Below are 16,843 nucleotides of genomic sequence, written 5' to 3'. Positions count from 1 at the left end.
GTGTGCCTCACTGGCAAGAACTGCAGCCGCTTCCGGCACCGTGGCAGCGCAGGGATGAACGCATCCTGCCGCTGTGGTGGGACAGGCTGTGCTCCGTCACGAGTCCCCAATCGGCGGCGCTCTATGCCGCAGGGCTTTTCACGGATGATCGTCGCCGCCCCATAGCCCAGTGGTACAACCCGGATGCTGATGCCGCCCTTTTGGTGGCCCCCGAGACGTCCCCCGAATGGCCTGTGCAGCGCTTCGGAATTTTCTACGCCCCGCCCGGGGGCGGCTTCACGCGCGTCTACTCGGCTCCGCACGAATGGCATCCACGGGAACCCCGGACGCCGCCCACCGAGCACGAAGCTTTTGAGGCGGCCGTCGCGGAGGCGGCCCGCTTCCTCCAAGTGGAGATGGACTTCGTGTAAAAAAATGAACCCCGCACCAGGAAGATCCGGTGCGGGGTTCTGTACGCTCCTCCGACTGGACTTGAACCAGTAACCCTTCGATTAACAGTCGAATGCTCTGCCAATTGAGCTACGGAGGAATGAAGCGGTAATTAGCTTAACAGGGGCTGGCCGAAAAACGAAATCGGCCCCGCATACCTCCCGGGGGTATAAAAAAACCCCCGTTCCGGCTGACCGGAACGGGGGTTTTGCGCGCTCCTCCGACTGGACTTGAACCAGTAACCCTTCGATTAACAGTCGAATGCTCTGCCAATTGAGCTACGGAGGAATGAAGCGGTAATTAGCTTAACAGGGGCTGGCCGAAAAACGAAATCGGCTCTTCCGCGGGCTGCGACGCCCTCGGGAGAGCCTCACGCCTCGGCCCGAAGCGCCCGCCGCTGCATCTCCAACTGCATCAGCTCACGGTTCAGGCGCTGGAATTCTTCCGGGTACGCAGCCGCATCCAAGCGCTGCAGCTGCCCCATCTTGTCCGCTTTGATGCGGGTGATCTGCAACTCGAACAACCGGGCCAGAATGTCCCGGCAATACCTTTGCATCGCTTCGGGCGTGCTGGCCGGCAGCGGGGTGACGGCGAGCTCCGAGACGAGGGGACGCAAGGGGTCCGGCACTTCCTGCCGCACCCTTTCCACCCAGGCCACGGGGTCCGCTGCCTGGGCAACACCGGTTGCCCTGATTCCCGCATGAACAGCGGCATAGGCCGGCGTCGAGAAATGCGATGCTTCGAAGCGTTCCCAGTTCCCCCCGCCCAGGACGGAGGGTTCCTGAAGCACCACCTCGAGCGCCTGCCGCTCCATGCCCGCCACGGGATCGCGCGGGTCCGGACGGTTGAATGCCGGAGCGTTCGACGGCGGTGCTGTCGCCGCCGTCGGCTGCTCCGGCTGGCCGTTGGGGGTGCCACCTGAGGCAGCACGCTTGGCGGCAGCCCCTACGTAGCGGCTGACTTCCTCGATGGGCATGCCAAGCCACCCGGCGAGTTCCCGGGTGTAGGCAGGCCGGATTCCGGTGTCGCGGATTTGTGCCACCACAGGAGCGGCTTCGCGCAGGGCAGCCACCCGGCCCTCCACGGTATCCAGGTTGTGCTTGCGAAGGGTGGCGCGGATGGCGAACTCGAACAGGGGCTTGCGGCTGCTGATCAGCTCACGCACAGCAGGATCACCTTTGAGCTGGCGCAGGTCGCAGGGATCGGCGCCCGTGGGTTCCACCGCGACGTACGTCTGGGCGACGAAGCGCTGGTCTTCCTCGAACGCCCGCAGCGCCGCCTTCTGGCCGGCTGCGTCGCCGTCAAAGGTAAACACCACCTCTCCCCCGGTGCCGTCGTCGGAAAGCAGGCGCCGGGCGATCTTGATGTGTTCGGTGCCGAACGCGGTTCCGCACGTGGCCACCGCCGTCGTGATTCCTGCCAGGTGGCAGGCCATGACATCCGTATATCCCTCCACCACCACCAGCTGCCGGTCCTTGGCGATACTGCGTTTGGCGAGGTCGATGCCGTAGAGGACCTGGGACTTCTTGTACAGCGTGGTCTCGGGCGTATTCAGGTACTTGGGGCCTTGGTCGTCCTCGTAGAGCTTCCTGGCGCCGAAGCCGATGGTATCCCCCGCGATGTCGCGGATAGGCCAGATGAGCCTGCCGCGAAAACGGTCGTAGATGCCCCTGTTGCCTTCGGAAAACATGCCCGTCAGCTTCAGCTCCGCGTCCGTGAAGCCGCGGCCGCGGAGGTGCTTCAGCAGCGCGTCCCAGCCCTGCGGCGCGTACCCCACCCCGAAGTGTTCTGCCGCGGCGCGGTCGAATCCGCGGCCGTCCAGGAAGCTGCGGGCTTCCCCTGCACCGGGGGTCAGGAGTTGGGCACGAAAGAACTCGTCGGCAATTTTGTGGGCATCAAGGAGGCGCTGCCGCTTGCCCACTTCTTCGCGGCTGGGACCCGTTCCGCCGTCCTCGTACCGGAGCTCGTAGCCGATCCGGGCGGCGAGCTTTTCCACGGCCTCATGGAAAGAGCTGTGGTCCATTTTCTGGATGAAGGAAATGGCATCGCCGTCCTCCCCGCAACCGAAGCAGTGGTAGCGGCCTGCCTGCGGGCGGACGGTGAAGGACGGGGAACGCTCATCATGGAAGGGACACAATCCCTTGAAACTGCCCAGCCCGGCCGTCTTGAGGGTGACGTAGCCATCGACGATTTCCTTGATGTCCGTGCGCTGGCGTACTTCGTCGATATCTTCACGTTTGATCAAGCCAGCCACGTGACCATCCTAGTGCTTACCACAGCGACGGCAGGCTCCCTACCAAACGTTCGTACATGGCCAACGCCGAGCCGTCCGTCAGCGAGGCAACCTGGTCGATCACCACACGCAGCCTTGCGCCGTCGTCGACGGCGGCCCGCCAGTCAGCAGCGAACATGGGCTCCAGGTGACGGTCGCCGGTGGCATTAAGGACTCCGACCAAGGCGTGCAGGACTTCGCGCTGGCGCTCGTACACGGGTTGCCGGTGGTCAGTGGAGATGACGAACGTCGTTGCCAGCCCCTTGAGGACCGCAATTTCAGTGACGGTCTCCTCGGGCACCATGAGCTCGGCACCGTACCGCGTGAGGTTGGCCGGGCCGAAGTGCGCCCGGGTGGTCTCCATGGCACTTTGGCAGAACCGGCCGATCAATTGGCTGGTCATGTCCTTCAACGCGGCCATGGACTTGCGGCTGCCATCGGCTTCCCGGACCCACACACGGGTGGCTTCCAGGCGTGCCAGGGCGGCATCGATCTCGGCGGGATCGTTATGCGGCAAATACCACTGTTGGGTGTAGCCGACGACGCGTGCGCGGTGGTCCGGGTTGTCCATCCATTTGAGCTGGAAGTGTCCGGCCACGATGGCATCCTCCACGTCATGGACAGAGTAGGAAATATCGTCGGCCAGGTCCATCACCTGGGCTTCGATGCACGAACGGTTACCTGGGGCGCCTTCGCGGAGCCACTCGAACACCGGAAGGTCGTCCTCGTAGGCGCCAAACTTGCTGGTGCGGTGGCCGTGGATGACGGGGGCATCCAACGCTGACCACGGGTACTTGGAGGCGGCATCGAGACTCGCACGGGTGAGGTTGAGCCCGGCAGGACGGCCGTCGTCGGTCAGGACTTTGGGCTCCAGCCGCGTGAGCAGGCGCAGGGTTTGCGCGTTCCCCTCGAATCCGCCGATTGCGTGGGCAACCTCGTTCAATGCCGATTCGCCGTTGTGGCCGAACGGCGGGTGGCCGAGATCGTGGCTCAGGCAGGCTGTGTCCACGACGTCGGGGTCGCACCCCAGCGAACGCCCGAGTTCCCGGCCCACCTGGGCGACTTCCAGGCTGTGGGTCAGCCTGGTCCGGACGAAGTCGTCCGTATCCGGGGCTACCACCTGGGTCTTCGCCCCCAGCCTCCGAAGGGCGGAGGAATGCAGGACCCTGGCGCGGTCACGTTCAAAGTCCGAGCGGTAGGTGGTCTTGCTCGGCTCTTCGACCCAACGCGCCGAGTCCGCCTCGGTGTAACCGGGGATCGCCTGGACATAGTTGCCTGCGTTGCCGGTGCGGCCGATTATCGCTTCGGTTCCCATGGGTCTCTGCCTCCTTCAAGCGCCGGGCGGGTGCCTCTTGAGCCAGTCTTTCACGCGGAAAGCTACCCGCCTGACACGTCCAGCTCGGCAGCGGCGATGTCGGCACTTTGTTCAGCGTTCAGCTGGCGGCTGTCCAGCCAGTCCTTGGGCAGGGCGGGCCGTTTGGGCGAGCCGGCACGCCCCCGGGGGCCTTCCGAATCGACGCCCGGGTACGGCAGGTCCAGGTCCAGCTGGTCCAGGAGTTCCCGCAAGACCGCCAGGGTGGGAACCGTGGCCAGCTTGGCGCGGAGCTCCCCGCCCACGACGTAGCCCTTGAAGTACCAGGCCATGTGCTTGCGGATCTCCCGCAGGGCCTTGTATTCGTCGTTGCCGAACGTCTCCACCATGAGCTCGGCGTGCCGGTAGACGCCCTCAGCCACTTGGCGCAGGCCGGGACGGTGCCGCTGGTCGCTGCCTTCGAACGCTGCCTGAAGGTCACCGAACAGCCACGGACGCCCTTGGCAGCCGCGTCCCACAACAACGCCGTCGACGCCGGTCTCCCGGACCATGCGGACAGCGTCCTCCGCGGACCAGATGTCGCCATTGCCCAGGACCGGGATGTCCGGGAGGGCCTCGCGCAGGCGCGCGATCGCGGACCAGTCAGCCTGGCCCGAGTAGAACTGCGCCGCAGTGCGGCCATGAAGTGCGACGGCGGCAACCCCGGAATCGCGGGCAATCCGACCGGCCTCGAGGTACGTCAGGTGGTCCTCGTCGATGCCCTTGCGCATCTTGATGGTCAGCGGCAGCCCGCCCTTGGAGGCTTCCTTGACTGCCGTTTGCACGATCGCGGTGAAAAGGTCGATCTTCCACGGCAGCGCGGATCCACCGCCGCGGCGCGTGACCTTGGGCACAGGGCACCCGAAGTTGAGGTCGATGTGGTCCGCACGGTCTTCCTCCACCAGCATCCGGACTGCTGCGCCCACGGTCTTGGGGTCAACGCCGTAGAGCTGAACCGACCGGACTTTTTCATCCTCATCGTGGGAAATGATGCGCAGCGATTCCGGAGTCCGCTCCACCAGGGCGCGGGAGGTCACCATCTCCGCTACGTAGAGCCCGCCTCCGTACTCACGGCACAGGCGGCGGAAGGCGGAGTTGGTGATTCCGGCCATGGGAGCAAGGATCACCGGGGTGTCCACGGTGATCCCGCCAAGCTGCAATGGCGGAAGTTCAAGCTTTGGGGTGGGGGGCGTTGCTACGACGGTCACTTATCCATTGTTGCAAATCAGGGCAAATCGGCCGATCCCGCTGATACCGCTGATCCCGATCAGTCCGATCCGGCCTCGCGGCGCTCGGCCTGGCGCCTGGCCCGCCTGCTGCCGGGGCTGGCCGGTGACCCGCCGTCGGCGGCTGTGCCGCCCTGGTGTGTCCCGGCGTCGTGCGTTCCGGCGTCGTGTGTGTCGTCCGGAGTGGAACCGACGACGGCGGCCGCGGCAGCCAGGGAACCGGCGTCGTTGACGTCGTCCGGGCCCACGGCAGACGTGCCGGCCAACCGCCGCATGCCCGTCGCCTTGACGACAAGCACTGCGATGAAAGTGGTGACCGGAATCGCGAGGACCAGGCCGATGGAGCCGACGAGCGTGCGGATGACTTCCTCCGAGAGTTCGGCGCTGGTGAGTGCCTCGGCGAGGGGGCGGTCGTACAGCATGACGATGATGAGGATGGGAAGTGCGGCACCGGCGTAGGCGAACGCGATGGTGTAAACGGTGGACGCGATGTGGTCCCGGCCGATCCTCATGGCGGAGGTGAAGAGTTTCCGTGCCGTGGTGTCCGGGGCGAGTTCGTAGAGCTCCCACACCGCCGAGGACTGGGTGATGGTCACGTCGTTAAGCACTCCAAGCCCGGAGATGATGAGGCCGCAAAGGATGATGCCGGAAATGGAGATGTTCCCGGACATGTTCACGAGCGTCGCGGCATCATGGTTGCCCACGCCCGCGAGGTTCGCGGCGTCGGTGGCCCACGCCGCCAGGAGCGCAGTGATTCCCAGCCCGAAAATCGTGCCCAGCAAGGCGGTGGATGTCCGGGCGGAGAAGCCGTGGGCGAAGTAGAGCACCCCGATCATGATCACCGTGGAACCCACCAACGCCAGCAGGAGTGGCGGCTTGCCCTCCACCAGGCCCGGAAGGATGAAGCTGACCAGGACGGCGTACGCGCCCACCAGGCCCAGCAGGGCCCGGAAGCCGCGCCACCGGGCGACGGCGATCACCACGACGGCGTACAGGACGGCCAGCAGGGTGATCGGGACGTCGCGGACAAAGTCCACAAAGACGAACGATGGCGAACCATTGCTTGCCGCCGCGCCCTGGACGCCGGAGAGATTCAGGTAGCGGATGGAGTCGCCCACGTCGACGCCGTGGGACTTGGCGACATCCGGGTTGATGACCACCTTGACGGGTTCACCGCCCTTGTCCGGCTCGGTGAAAGCAAAAGTGCATTCCGAGCCGCCGGACTGGCCGCCCGCTTCACCGGTGGCCTGCCCGGTCTGGGTGCAGCTCTCTTGGACCACCCTTTGAATCTTGCCGGTGTCGAACGTGACCCCCGGGGCTGCCTGGTAGGGACTCGCGAACGAGATCCCTTCCCGGCTGCCCGAGGGCCACATCAACACCATGGCCACGAGCGTCAACACGCCCAACGGAACCAGCACGGCCGCGAGGAGCCAGTTGGCCCGTTTGCGGGAGGCGACCGCTTCAGCGGTCGGAGCTGAAGTACCGGAGTGCGGGTGTCCGTGGCCCATCAGGAATACAACCTCGAGTTCAGTCGCTGACGATCAGTGTGTCCGCGCCGCGTACATGCGCTTTGCCGGATTCAAGCAACGGTTCCAGGACGGCGCCGAGGGCAGTCATGGATTCGTCCGCTTCCAGCAGCACCGGGTGCTGGTACGCAATGAGGGCCAGCAGGTCCCGGACGGCTGATTCGGCATCTTCCGCGGACAGCTCGGGATCGTGGCCGAGGAACACGTCCGAGGGCTCTTCCGAGTTCCCCTGGGCATAGCTGATGGCAAACGCCTGGAGCTTGCCCTTCTTCGAAGCGGGCACACCGGCTCCAAAGGCGCTGGCCTTCGGCGCACGGAGTACAATCGCACCGTGAGCCCCGGTCAGGTCATGCAGGAACAGGCGCTGGACGGTGGCGATACTGAGCTCTCCCGGGCTGTCCCAGTGGTGCACGGCAGAGTAGTACCGTCCTACGACGTCGCTCAGTTCCACCGAACCGGTGGCCAGGTCTTCCACGCGCTCGGACGCGGCTTCTTCCGAGCCGTCACCGAACCTTGGCAACTTCAGCGGCTCGGGATCCACCACCACAAGCCTGGAGCGCTGGATGGGGGCAAGCCCGGCCGCCTGCGCAAAGGCCGCACCCGGCGTTCCCGGCTCCACCTTGCTGCGGAGCTTGGAAACGCCCGACGGCGAGTTCGCGGCTTCGCGGCGCAGCATGGCCAGGAGCGTGGCGCCTATGCCCGAGTGACGGTGATCCTTGGCAACCTCGATGTAGGCCCACAGCCGTTCAGGATGCAAGGAAGCCTCATGGACCACGCCTGCTGCCACCGGAATGCCGACTCCGTCCACGACGTCCTCAGCCACGATGCACCGGCGCCACGGCTGGTTGCTTGACGGCGCCAGTGCAGCACGGAACTGCTCCGCGGGCAGGGTCTCAGGGTCTCCCCAGATCTCCAGGAGGGCGAGGTCGTCGCCCTCCTTCCATTCGCGGTACTCGATGGCCACTGCTAGGCGCCGATCAGGCGGGCTGCCAGGTAGGACTCCACCTTGTCCAAGGAGACGCGCTCCTGGCTCATGGTGTCGCGCTCACGGATGGTCACGGCCTGGTCTTCGAGGGTGTCGAAGTCAACGGTGATGCAGAACGGAGTGCCGATCTCATCCTGACGGCGGTAGCGGCGGCCGATGGCGCCGGCATCGTCGAAGTCAATGTTCCAGTTCTTCCGCAGCTGGGCGCCCAGGGCCTTGGCCTTCGGGGACAGGTCCTCGTTGCGGCTCAGCGGCAGGACAGCGGCCTTGACCGGCGCAAGGCGGGGGTCAAGCTTCAGGACCGTGCGGACATCGACGCCGCCCTTGGCGTTGGGTGCCTCGTCCTCGGTGTAGGCATCGATGAGGAACGCCATGAAGGAACGGGTCAGGCCTGCCGCGGGCTCAATCACGTACGGCGTGTAGCGTTCGTTGGTGGCCTGGTTGAAGTAGCTCAAGTCAGTGCCGGAGGCCTTGGCGTGGGTGGAGAGGTCAAAGTCGGTGCGGTTGGCGATACCTTCCAGCTCGCCCCACTCGGAGCCCTGGAAACCGAAACGGTATTCGATGTCCGTTGTGCCCTTGGAGTAGTGGCTCAGCTTCTCCTGCGGGTGCTCAAAGAAGCGGAGGTTTTCTTCGCGGATGCCCAGGCCCGTGTACCAGGCCATGCGCTCCTTCATCCAGTACTGGTGCCATTCCTCGTCCGTGCCGGGCTCGACGAAGAATTCCATCTCCATCTGCTCGAACTCGCGGGTACGGAAGATGAAGTTGCCGGGGGTGATCTCGTTGCGGAAGGACTTGCCGATCTGTCCGATGCCGAACGGCGGCTTCTTCCGGGACGTGGTGAGCACGTTGTTGAAGTTCACGAAGATGCCCTGCGCCGTCTCCGGGCGCAGGTAGTGCAGGCCTTCCTCGCTGGCCACCGGGCCAAGGAAGGTCTTCAGCAGGCCGGAGAACTCCTGGGGTTCGGTCCACTGCCCGCGGGTTCCGCAGTTGGCGCAGGCGATGTCCGCCAAGCCGTTTTCCGCGGGGCGGCCCTTCTTTTCCTCGTACTCTTCTTCGAGGTGGTCGGCCCGGTAGCGCTTGTGGCAGGAGAGGCACTCCACCAGGGGATCGGAGAAGACCTCCACGTGGCCGGATGCTTCCCATACCTGGCGGGGCAGGATCACCGAGGAATCCAGGCCCACCACGTCTTCACGGCCGCGGACAACACTCTGCCACCACTGGCGCTTGATGTTTTCCTTCAGCTCTGCACCGAGGGGACCGTAGTCCCACGCAGAGCGGGAGCCACCATAGATCTCACCGGCCTGGAACACGAAGCCCCTCCGCTTGGAGAGGGAAATGACCTGGTCGAGGACGGATTTTGCTGCCATGGGGTACTCCATATTTCTACAGGGCCGCTGGGTGCGGTCCGCGGTTGCTTGGGACAATGCCTGTTCTAGCCTACCGGCCTTTGGCGCCTGGCCTTCCGGGGAAGGATCCCCTGGGCCAGGGAAGGCTGGCCACGACGATCGCGGCCAGCGTCAAGAGCGTGCCCAGCACCGTGGGCAAGGCGACCACCGTGCCCGCAGTGGGGATCACGACGTCGAGCACCAAGGACCCCACCAGTTGCCCGGCGATCATGCCAAGCCCGGTGACCAGCACGCCAAGGCTCCGCACCAGCAGGGCCGCCAGGCCGATGGCGATGCATCCCAACGGTCCGCCGGCGTAGTACCACCACTCGGAGGGAAGGGGGTTCCCGGCCCCGGCTACCGCGAGCTTGATCAGCAAGGCCACCCAGAGGACAAGGGAACCGGCCAGGAAATTGACGAGCGTGGCCGCGATGGGGGTGCCGTAGTGGACGGTGGCGGTCCCGTTCATGGCCTGTTGGAAGCTCATGAGGAAACCCGCCACCAAAGGCAGGATGACCGGCAGCACCAAAGCGCCGACGTCGGCCGTTCCACCAAAGCGCGGGGACACGGCCCAGGCGACCGCGGCCACGGTGAGGACGCTTCCCAGGACCCGTACGCCCGTGATCGACCGCTTGCCGCCGGGAGCGATGCCCATGCGGTCCACCAGCAGGCCGCTGAGGGTCTGTCCGGTAACGGTGGCAACGGTGAACAGCGCGACGCCCAGCAAGCCGACCGTGAAGGATTGCGCAAAAACGAAAAAGGCGCCGACGGCCCCGGCCATGACGTAGTACGGCGGGAAGCTGCGGTTGCGGACGGCCGGGAGAATACTCTGCAGCCCCGACCTGCCTTTGGGCGTAGCGAGCGAGATAGCCGCAATCACCACCAGGCCTGTGGTGAAGCTCACCACAGAAGCGGTAATGCCGTCCTCGAGCTTGACGGCGAGCGCCCCGTTAATGCGGCCTTGGAGCGGCAGGACCAGGCCTGTCACCAGGGCAAGCGGCAGCCCGAGGGCAAGCGGAAAGGCGGGACGGTGGGAAGGATTCGGCACTGTCACCACACTACTTCAGGCATTATTGCTCTATGAGCAATCCCGAAATCGAAGAGATTCCCATCCGCGACGACATGATCCGCCTGGGCCAACTGTTGAAGCTTGCCAACCTGGTGGAGGACGGGGTCGAGGCGACGGAGCTCATCAAGAACGGACTGGTCAAGGTCAACAACGACATCGAAGAACGCCGCGGCCGCCAACTCCATCCCGGCGACACCGTCACAGTGAACGGCCAGACGGTCAGGATCGCCGGCCGTTCCTAGCCAAGTACCTTGTGGGTGAGGAATTCGCCCACGTGGCCGATTTCCTGCTGGTTGATGCCGTGCCACATTCCCGTGTAAAGCACCTTGGTGAGGTCCACATGCTTGCGGACCCAGCCCATGGTGTATTCGATCTTGTCCGGAGTGATCACCGGATCCTGCTGGTCGCGTCCCCAGAACATCGGCACCGAGCCGTCCAGTTCGTCGTCGCGGAAGTCCGCGTCAGCTCCGGCGTCGATCACGAAGCCTGAAAGCCCGACGACGGCAGCGAAGTCGGCGGGCCGGTACCGGAGCATGGTGGTTGCCATGGCCATGCCCATGGAGAACCCCAGCAACGTCACGGACGAGTGGTTCGCCTTGACGGTGTCCAACCATTCGAGGGCGTACTCTGCCGCCAGCTTCACGGCGTCCAGGGAGTAGTCGATCGAGGCAGTCAGCGGGAACCACGTGAACCCGGGGCCCATGGGCATGGGAGCCCGCAGGGAGGCCACGACGAAGTCGGCGGGCAGCAGGCCGGCGAGGCTGAAGAGATCGTCCTCGTTGGAGCCGTATCCATGAAGCAGGACCAGAAGGGGCTTGCCGGCCCGTTCGGCTTCGTCATGGGACCACAGGACAACGGGTGCGGGAAAAGCTACGGCTTCAGTCATGGGTCCATTCTTGCAGTTACCCGCGGGTAACAACTTACGGTCGCGTAGGTTCGCATGTACGGGGCAGGATATGAATCGTGAGTGAGAGCAATTCGTTGGTGACGCCCGGAGGAACTGTCCAAAAGCATCCCTGGAGCCGGTACGTGGCGCTGGGAGATTCGTTTACCGAAGGCATCGGAGATCCTGAACCCGGGAGCCCGGGCGGGTTCCGCGGCTGGGCCGATCGCGTGGCCGAGGAACTCGGGCGAGGGCATGCCGATTTCGCCTACGCCAACCTCGCCATCCGCGGGCGCCTGCTGCAGCAGATCGTGGACGAACAGGTGGGGCCGTGCCTGGAACTCAAGCCGGATCTGGTGTCCATTTCGGCTGGCGGCAACGATCTCATCCGCCCCGGCGGGGACCCCGATCTGCTGGCCACCAAGCTCGATGCCGCCGTCCAGGAGCTCAGCTCGGGCGGCGCCACCGTGGTGCTGTTCAATGGCCCTGACACGGCGTCCTCGGTGCTTGGCCGGATCCGCGGCAAGGTAGCCATCTACAACGAGAACCTGCGAACCGTCGCCGCCCGGCACGACGCAGTGGTCGCCGACATGTGGTCCCTGCGGCAACTCGCTGATCCGCAGATGTGGGACGTGGACCGGCTGCATTTCTCGCCGTTGGGCCACCACACCATCGCCACCATGGTGCTGGAGGCACTGAACGTGCCGCACACCCTGGAACCGATGGCACCCAAACCGCTCCCGCCGCGCACGTGGCGCGAAGCCAGGTCCTCGGACCTCGTGTGGGCCCGCGAGTACTTCGTTCCGTGGGTCATCCGCAGGTTGCGGCACCAGTCTTCCGGGGACGGCATCACGCCAAAGCGCCCGACGCCGGGTCCCGTTTCAGGTGCTAACTGACCATGAGGATACTCACAAAACTCATAAGCCTCACCAGGAGCGCCAAACTCACAAAACTCACAACGACTCATAAGCTTGATACATGATCGAGAATCCATTCAGGCCCTCAGCAGGAGCAACTCCTCCGGAAATCATTGGACGGTCAGGCCTGCTTGATGAGTTCAAATACGGTTTGCGGCTTGGTTCCGGGGCACCGGGACTGCTCACGATCTTCACCGGAGCCCGCGGGATCGGCAAGACGGTGATGCTCGGGGAGGTCCATGACGCCGCCCGCCAAGAAGGCTGGGCAGTCATCGCGGAGACTGCAACGGAAGGCTTCATGGGTCGCGTCGGCGAGGAAATGCTCAGCCTGACCCAGGAACTTGGCAGCGGTCCGCAGAACCGGCGGATCACCGCCATCGGCGCCGCAGGATTCAGCATCACCACCCAGTTGGCACCCGAACGCCAAGTAGCATGGCGCAAGCTCGGCGAAGAACTTCTCCACATCCTCGACAACAAACACACCGGCCTGATCATCACGGTGGATGAAATCCACGCCGCCGACCGCAACGAACTCGCTCAATTGGCGGCCAGCGTCCAGCACTTCATCCAGGACCGGATGCCGATCGGCCTGGTATTCGCCGGACTGCCTGCAGCCGTATCCGACCTGCTCAATGAAGGCGTTGCCACGTTCCTGCGCCGGGCCGACAAAATCGACCTCCATGCGGCGGGCATCCGCGACGTTGAACGGTCTTTCGCCTCCATCTTCGCCACCGCCGGCTTCCGTGTCCCGCCCCACCTGGTCCAAAAGGCAGCCGAGTCGACCGGTGGCTACCCCTTCTTGATCCAGCTCGTCGGCTACTTCCTCTGGCGCGAAGCGGAAAATAACAACGGCACGCTGACAGATGCCGAGGCGGACCGCGCGGTACAGGCCGCCCACAGGCGCAATGCCCGCACGGTCATCGAAGCCGCACTCTCAACCGTGTCGGCAAAGGACCTCCAGTTCCTTCGCGCAATGGCGCAGGATGACGGTCCTTCGATCGCCGGAGACCTTGGAGAGAGGCTGAAGGCAAAGACCAATCTAGTCGCCAACTATCGCTCGCGCCTGCTCGCCGCCGGCCTGGTGGAACCTGCCGGCCACGGGAAGATCGATTTCGCGATACCGGGCCTTCGACAGTATTTGCGCAATCTGAACACAGACTAGTCATCTCACGGTACTAGTGCGCCGAGCCCGATCCCGTAGGCTGCCAAAACAAGTCATCGGTGTAGGCTCGTATCAAGGGCCTGGGCTTCGTATACATCTTGATGGGATCATTTTTCGCGTTCGGAGCTCTCTGGACCCTACTCACGTCGGCAAAGTAGTTCTCTTTTTGGTTTGTCTGGCGCTCCCCAACCTGGAGGTTTGATGGTTGGGCTGCCGCGGCGGCGAAGCCCTGACGCGACGGGGCTAAGCTGGGATAGGACCTAGGAGGGCTCCACTGTGAACAATCTGATCTTCTGGATCATCGTCTGCTCATGGGTGATTCCAGTTGGAATCCGCATGTACAACCGGTCCAAGGCGCGCCGAATCCATAACGACGGCTTCCGTGGCTACCCGCCGCAGAACCTTCCCGGGCCAGGCTACCCGCCGCACAACTACCCCGGCCAGGCCTATCCGCCGCAGAACTACCCCGGGTATCCGACGGGACCCGCCGACATCCGCCCGGCTGATGCAACGCCGCCGGAGGTACCGCCGTCGGGCGCTTCACCACAGGTGCCGCCCCCGGCAAGTGGAGGCTCTGCGCCGCAGGGCTACCGGGCGCGGAAGCTCGCAGAGCTGGACGCGAAGTTCAGCAACGGCGAGATCGCCATGGAGGACTACATGAAGCAGCGCGGCGAGATCATGAACGGCTGAAGTCTTCGGCAAAGAAGGCTGCGCCCAGCTGGCCCGCGAGCTGGCCGATCTCCGTGAGGAAGCCGTCGTGCCCGATGGGGGCTTCGATGATGTGGACCGGGACGTCGCCCGGCAAGGCTTCGGCGAGTTCGTGCGACTGTGCCGGGAAGTAGAGCCGGTCGGAGTTCACGGCCGCCACAAAAAACTGTGCCGTGGCCCGGGACAACGCTTCCTTGAGCGGGCCGCGTCCCCGCCTGACGTCGTGGGACATCAGGGCCTCGGTGATCGCGATGTAGCTGTTGGCATCGAAGCGGCGCACCAGCTTGGTGCCCTGGTGGTCCAAGTAACTCTCCACCTGGTAGCGCCCCCGCTCCCCCAGCACGGCGGCGGTCAGCGGTTTCTCCTGCGGCTGCGCTTCCCGGCCGAAGCGGAGGTCCAGCTCCAGCGCGGAACGATACGTGATGTGGGCAATCCGCCGCGCCAAGGCAAGGCCGGTTTCAGGTGCCGGGCCATGGTAGTAGTCACCGTTGTTGAAGTTCGGATCCTGGCGGATTGCGAGCGTCTGTGCCTGCGCAAACGCGATCTGCTCCGCGGTGCTGTAGGCACCTACGGAAATCACGGCGCAGCGCTCCACCCTGTTCGGGAAGGTCACTGCCCATTCCAAGGCGCGCGCCCCGCCCATCGAGCCGCCCAGCACTGCATGCCACTGCCGGATCCCCAAGGCGTCGGCGAGCCGGGCTTCGGCCACTGTGCTGTCGCGCAGGGTCACCAGTGGGAAACGGGAGCCCCAGGGCTTGCCGTCCGGGGCTTGCGACGACGGCCCTGTGCTGCCGTAGCAGCCGCCCACGATGTTGATGGAAATGACAAAGAACCTGTTGGTGTCGATCGTTGCGCCCGGGCCAACGAGCTGCTCCCACCAGCCTTCCTCGTCCGAGGCGCCGCGTGCAACATGCGTACTACCCGTCAGGGCGTGCTCCACGAGGACGGCGTTTGAGGCGTCGGCATTGAGCTTGCCCCAGGTCTCATAGGCCAGGACAACGTCCGGGAGAAACCCGCCGGCTTCCAGCTCCAGGGAACCCACGCGGGCGTATTTGACGGTTCCGTCCTGTTCTTCCGACGTGGGAAGGGATGTGGCAGTAATGGTCATTCCTTTGACACCTAAACCTCGCGCTTGCCCGCCGCCGTTATTGCGGCAGGCCAGGTCCTCACCCGGGGCACCCCACCGCGGAGGAGGGTTGCCGGCCAGCAAGCCGGGGCTGATCGCTGGCACTCATGACCTAACACCTAGAGTTTAGGAAGAGAACGGCCGTTCTGGCGAAGAATGTGACAGCAGTATGACGGTTCAGGGCGTTTTAGTTCACGAACGCGCACGTGACGGGGCCGCCCGGCGAAGAATCCTCAATCCGGGCGGCCCGCCGCGACGCACGTCAGGCGGGTTCAGGCACCCTTTGCCGCGCGGAATCCGGCCTCGAGGTCGGCAATGATGTCATCGATGTGCTCGATTCCCACGGACAGGCGGACGAGGCCCGGGTTTACTCCGGCAACGGCCTGCTGTTCCGCGGTCAGCTGGCTGTGGGTGGTCGACGCCGGGTGGATGACCAGGGAACGGACATCACCGATGTTTGCCACATGGGAGTGCAGTTCCAAGGCATCGACGAAGCGCTTGCCGGCTTCGACGCCACCCTTGATGGTAAAAGCAACAACGGCCCCCGTGCCACGGGGACCGTACTTGCGGCCACGGTCGTACCAGGGGCTGGACGGCAGGCCCGCATAGGCGACCGCTTCGACGTCGTCACGGGCTTCAAGCCATTCGGCCACCTTGGTGGCGTTGGCCACGTGACGCTCCACCCGCAGGCTCAAGGTTTCCAGGCCTTGGGCAATAAGGAAGGCGTTGAACGGCGATACTGCGGAACCAAGGTCGCGCAGCAACTGGACGCGGGCCTTCAGGATGTAGGAAAGGTTGGCGCCGAGGGCGCCGTCCTTGCCGAGGTCGCGGGCGTAGACCAGGCCGTTGTAGCTGGGGTCGGGAGTGTTGAAGTTCGGGAAGCGCTCCGGGTCCTGGCTGAAGTCGAAGTTTCCGGAATCCACGATCACCCCGGCAATGGCAGCACCATGGCCACCCAGGTACTTGGTGGCCGAGTGGACCACAATGTCCGCACCCCACTCGATGGGACGGATCAGGTAGGGCGTGGAAAGCGTGTTGTCCACGATCAGCGGGACACCCGCTTCATGGGCAACCGCGGCGACGCCTTCGATGTCCAGCACGTCCTGGCGGGGGTTGGATACAACTTCGCCGAAGAACAGCTTGGTGTTGGGCTGCACGGCGTTGCGCCACTGCTCCAGGTTGTCCGGATCCTCGACGAAGGTCACGGAAATACCGAACTTCTTCAGGGTGTGCGCCAGGAGGTTGTAGGTTCCGCCGTACAGGCTGGGGCTGGCCACCACGTGGTCACCGGCCTCGGCGATGTTCAGGATCGCGAAGGTCTCCGCCGCCTGGCCCGAGCTGAGCAGCAGGGCCCCGAGCCCGCCCTCAAGGCTGGCAATGCGCTGTTCCACTGCGTCCTGGGTGGGGTTGCCAATGCGGGTGTAGATGGGAGCCAGTTCCGCCAGCGCAAACCGGTTGGCGGCACTCTCCGCACTGGGGAACACGAAGGAAGTGGTCTGGTAAATCGGCAGCGAGCGTGCACCGGTTGCAGCATCCGGCTCCTGGCCTGCGTGGATCTGGCGGGTTTCGAAAGACCATCCCTGGGACATGACGTGGCTCCTCTTCGTAGCGCATGGGTTTAGTAACGGGGAGTGCTTGGAACTGCGGCCAGTCTAGGAAGCCGGCACGGAATTACCCACCTTTATGACGAAGACAGTATTTTTCGGTCTTTCCGCGACGGGACAGGGCCGGGGACGGTGCCCGGCCTCAGGGCACGCCGTAACATCCCATCTTAGTTAGGCAAGACTTAGCTGAGACCCGAATC

Annotated in this window: 15 protein-coding genes, 2 tRNA genes and 1 riboswitch; of the genes, 5 read left to right on the top strand and 12 right to left on the bottom strand. The window is 64.6% G+C overall.

Translation table 11 applies throughout. The annotated features are described in order from the left end of the window. The first annotated feature begins 2 nt into the window (after window positions 1-2). A complete protein-coding gene (locus QN084_RS18695) occupies window positions 3-410 on the top strand; it encodes a hypothetical protein (RefSeq protein WP_021472562.1) in 408 nt (135 codons plus the stop codon). A gap of 46 nt (window positions 411-456) precedes the next feature. Here the strand turns inward: QN084_RS18695 and QN084_RS18690 are convergent. From QN084_RS18690 to QN084_RS18650, 9 genes are all read right to left on the bottom strand, one after another. Then, window positions 457-529: transfer RNA gene (locus QN084_RS18690), tRNA-Asn, on the bottom strand. Window positions 530-644: 115 nt separating this feature from the next. Next, a tRNA-Asn gene (locus QN084_RS18685) sits at window positions 645-717 on the bottom strand. An 82-nt stretch (window positions 718-799) separates the two neighbouring features. Continuing rightward, window positions 800-2,683 carry a DNA primase gene (gene dnaG / locus QN084_RS18680; protein ID WP_069694480.1) on the bottom strand — a complete coding sequence of 628 codons (1,884 nt, stop codon included), beginning with the start codon at window positions 2,681-2,683 and terminating at the stop codon, window positions 800-802. Between the two features lie 16 nt (window positions 2,684-2,699). Continuing rightward, window positions 2,700-4,016: a deoxyguanosinetriphosphate triphosphohydrolase gene (locus tag QN084_RS18675; protein ID WP_021472560.1), complete on the bottom strand. Its 1,317-nt coding sequence runs from the start codon at window positions 4,014-4,016 to the stop codon at window positions 2,700-2,702. A gap of 62 nt (window positions 4,017-4,078) precedes the next feature. Continuing rightward, window positions 4,079-5,260, bottom strand: coding sequence for a tRNA dihydrouridine synthase DusB (gene dusB / locus QN084_RS18670; protein WP_021472559.1), 1,182 nt, complete (start codon window positions 5,258-5,260; stop codon window positions 4,079-4,081). 59 nt (window positions 5,261-5,319) lie between these two features. Beyond that, window positions 5,320-6,786, bottom strand: coding sequence for a YibE/F family protein (locus QN084_RS18665; protein ID WP_021472558.1), 1,467 nt, complete (start codon window positions 6,784-6,786; stop codon window positions 5,320-5,322). A gap of 19 nt (window positions 6,787-6,805) precedes the next feature. Next, window positions 6,806-7,768 (bottom strand): GNAT family N-acetyltransferase, encoded by a 963-nt coding sequence (locus tag QN084_RS18660; RefSeq protein WP_021472557.1) that lies wholly within the window; start codon window positions 7,766-7,768, stop codon window positions 6,806-6,808. 2 nt (window positions 7,769-7,770) lie between these two features. After that, window positions 7,771-9,156 carry a glycine--tRNA ligase gene (locus QN084_RS18655; protein WP_021472556.1) on the bottom strand — a complete coding sequence of 462 codons (1,386 nt, stop codon included), beginning with the start codon at window positions 9,154-9,156 and terminating at the stop codon, window positions 7,771-7,773. A gap of 70 nt (window positions 9,157-9,226) precedes the next feature. Next, window positions 9,227-10,231, bottom strand: a complete 1,005-nt coding sequence (locus tag QN084_RS18650) for a DMT family transporter (RefSeq protein WP_069694479.1) — start codon at window positions 10,229-10,231, stop codon at window positions 9,227-9,229. A 23-nt stretch (window positions 10,232-10,254) separates the two neighbouring features. On the opposite strand from QN084_RS18650, the gene QN084_RS18645 reads away from it, so the two are divergent. Beyond that, the gene (locus QN084_RS18645; RefSeq protein WP_021472554.1) at window positions 10,255-10,485 is read left to right on the top strand and encodes an RNA-binding S4 domain-containing protein; all 231 of its coding nucleotides are present in this window, start codon (window positions 10,255-10,257) and stop codon (window positions 10,483-10,485) included. Here QN084_RS18645 and QN084_RS18640 read toward each other — a convergent pair. Further along, window positions 10,482-11,129, bottom strand: a complete 648-nt coding sequence (locus QN084_RS18640) for an alpha/beta hydrolase (RefSeq protein WP_021472553.1) — start codon at window positions 11,127-11,129, stop codon at window positions 10,482-10,484. The two genes, QN084_RS18645 and QN084_RS18640, sit on opposite strands and share 4 nt — an antisense overlap. 77 nt (window positions 11,130-11,206) lie before the next feature. Between QN084_RS18640 and QN084_RS18635 the strand changes: the two genes are divergently transcribed. From QN084_RS18635 to QN084_RS18625, 3 genes are all read left to right on the top strand, one after another. Continuing rightward, window positions 11,207-12,022 (top strand): SGNH/GDSL hydrolase family protein, encoded by an 816-nt coding sequence (locus QN084_RS18635; RefSeq protein ID WP_069694478.1) that lies wholly within the window; start codon window positions 11,207-11,209, stop codon window positions 12,020-12,022. An 82-nt stretch (window positions 12,023-12,104) separates the two neighbouring features. Continuing rightward, window positions 12,105-13,205, top strand: coding sequence for an ATP-binding protein (locus QN084_RS18630; RefSeq protein ID WP_021472551.1), 1,101 nt, complete (start codon window positions 12,105-12,107; stop codon window positions 13,203-13,205). Between the two features lie 276 nt (window positions 13,206-13,481). Continuing rightward, the gene (locus QN084_RS18625) at window positions 13,482-13,895 is read left to right on the top strand and encodes a hypothetical protein (RefSeq protein ID WP_069694477.1); all 414 of its coding nucleotides are present in this window, start codon (window positions 13,482-13,484) and stop codon (window positions 13,893-13,895) included. Here the strand turns inward: QN084_RS18625 and metX are convergent. Then, a complete protein-coding gene (gene metX / locus QN084_RS18620) occupies window positions 13,882-15,021 on the bottom strand; it encodes a homoserine O-acetyltransferase MetX (protein WP_069694476.1) in 1,140 nt (379 codons plus the stop codon). The two genes, QN084_RS18625 and metX, sit on opposite strands and share 14 nt — an antisense overlap. 15 nt (window positions 15,022-15,036) lie before the next feature. Continuing rightward, window positions 15,037-15,152: riboswitch (SAM riboswitch) on the bottom strand. Between the two features lie 159 nt (window positions 15,153-15,311). Then, the gene (locus QN084_RS18615) at window positions 15,312-16,628 is read right to left on the bottom strand and encodes a bifunctional o-acetylhomoserine/o-acetylserine sulfhydrylase (RefSeq protein ID WP_062095884.1); all 1,317 of its coding nucleotides are present in this window, start codon (window positions 16,626-16,628) and stop codon (window positions 15,312-15,314) included. Window positions 16,629-16,843 lie beyond the last annotated feature (215 nt).

It is taken from the genome of Paenarthrobacter sp. R1, assembly GCF_030264015.1.
GTDB lineage: Bacteria > Actinomycetota > Actinomycetes > Actinomycetales > Micrococcaceae > Arthrobacter > Arthrobacter ureafaciens.
Note: the sequence above shows the minus strand (reverse complement) of the source record. Positions and strands in the feature narration are given on the sequence as shown.

Bases quoted from the DNA above. Each gene is read 5' to 3' on its own strand.
- QN084_RS18675 (WP_021472560.1), bottom strand. From the start codon at position 4,016: ATGGGAACCGAAGCGATAATCGGCCGCACCGGCAACGCAGGCAACTAT.
- QN084_RS18665 (WP_021472558.1), bottom strand. From the start codon at position 6,786: ATGGGCCACGGACACCCGCACTCCGGTACTTCAGCTCCGACCGCTGAA.
- QN084_RS18655 (WP_021472556.1), bottom strand. From the start codon at position 9,156: ATGGCAGCAAAATCCGTCCTCGACCAGGTCATTTCCCTCTCCAAGCGG.
- QN084_RS18645 (WP_021472554.1), top strand. From the start codon at position 10,255: ATGAGCAATCCCGAAATCGAAGAGATTCCCATCCGCGACGACATGATC.
- QN084_RS18640 (WP_021472553.1), bottom strand. From the start codon at position 11,129: ATGACTGAAGCCGTAGCTTTTCCCGCACCCGTTGTCCTGTGGTCCCAT.
- QN084_RS18630 (WP_021472551.1), top strand. From the start codon at position 12,105: ATGATCGAGAATCCATTCAGGCCCTCAGCAGGAGCAACTCCTCCGGAA.
- metX (WP_069694476.1), bottom strand. From the start codon at position 15,021: ATGACCATTACTGCCACATCCCTTCCCACGTCGGAAGAACAGGACGGA.
- QN084_RS18615 (WP_062095884.1), bottom strand. From the start codon at position 16,628: ATGTCCCAGGGATGGTCTTTCGAAACCCGCCAGATCCACGCAGGCCAG.